This window comes from Vibrio sp. S9_S30 (assembly GCF_014694455.1).
Lineage (GTDB): Bacteria > Pseudomonadota > Gammaproteobacteria > Enterobacterales > Vibrionaceae > Vibrio.
Genome location: NZ_JAAUWT010000113.1, coordinates 1 through 799, shown reverse-complemented (window position 1 = coordinate 799; position 799 = coordinate 1). Strand labels below are relative to the sequence as shown.

At 42.2% G+C, this 799-nt stretch carries 2 protein-coding genes; one reads left to right on the top strand and one right to left on the bottom strand.

Translation table 11 applies throughout. From position 1 onward, the window contains the following. Positions 1-252: hypothetical protein (locus HC752_RS24980; RefSeq protein WP_238930630.1), on the bottom strand; the 252-nt coding region annotated here is incomplete at its 3' end. Positions 253-571: 319 nt separating this feature from the next. On the opposite strand from HC752_RS24980, the gene HC752_RS24975 reads away from it, so the two are divergent. Next, positions 572-799, top strand: a 228-nt coding sequence (locus HC752_RS24975; protein ID WP_238930629.1) for a DNA-binding protein, incomplete at its 3' end; no start/stop codon positions are given.

The window sequence follows — 799 nt, the reverse complement described above, 5'->3', positions numbered from 1 at the left end:
CGCTCTAACAAACAATTCAAACAGACCAAAAACGTGTGGCATTTTTAGTTTGCGTTGAGTTTGGTATTTAAGGTGGTATGCAGAAACGGCATTTGTACGTTTTTGGCAGTTTAATTGGGCGTTATAGTGCTTTGGTGATTTAAGGGCTGTAAGGTTCTCGAAAGTTGCTGGGTTCAGTGTTTTAGAGTTCGATTCCTCAACCATATCTAAGGTGGGAAATTCTCTACAAGCCAAGTTGCTGTGGGATTTCATGCCAATTGGAAATTCCGGATTTTGAAGTTTGGTTTTCGGCTCGTTCTTGTAAATTCTTCGACTGGTTCGGTGTTTTGGGTATTGTGGTCTGGTTGCAGATACTCACTTTGGCTAAGATGTCATTCATTGAATGCAAGCTCAGTGCTTCATTGCCAAGTAAAGCCTGCTTGCTTGTATCGCTCTAACAAAAGCTTCAAACCGACAAACAACGCGTGGCATTTTTAGTTTGCGGTAATTTTAGTGTTTAAGGCGCAGTGCAGCGGCTTGTTTTGTGCGTTGTCTGCGGTTTAAGCTGGCGTTATGCCTACAAAGAGGAAATATGGAAACTAATTGGGAATGCCTCGGATGTGGTCATCATAATGACTCTACCTCGTTAGAATGCGAAAATTGTGGTACTCCTAGTAAGAAACTAGCGAATACACAAATGGCAAACCACTTGCTGGAAGTTGAAGGAATGAAATCAAAATTTGAGTACTGCTGTGATAAATGTGGCTCCGACTCATATGAGGTGGGCGAATTACGAGCAAGCGGCGGCTTTTTAAGTACA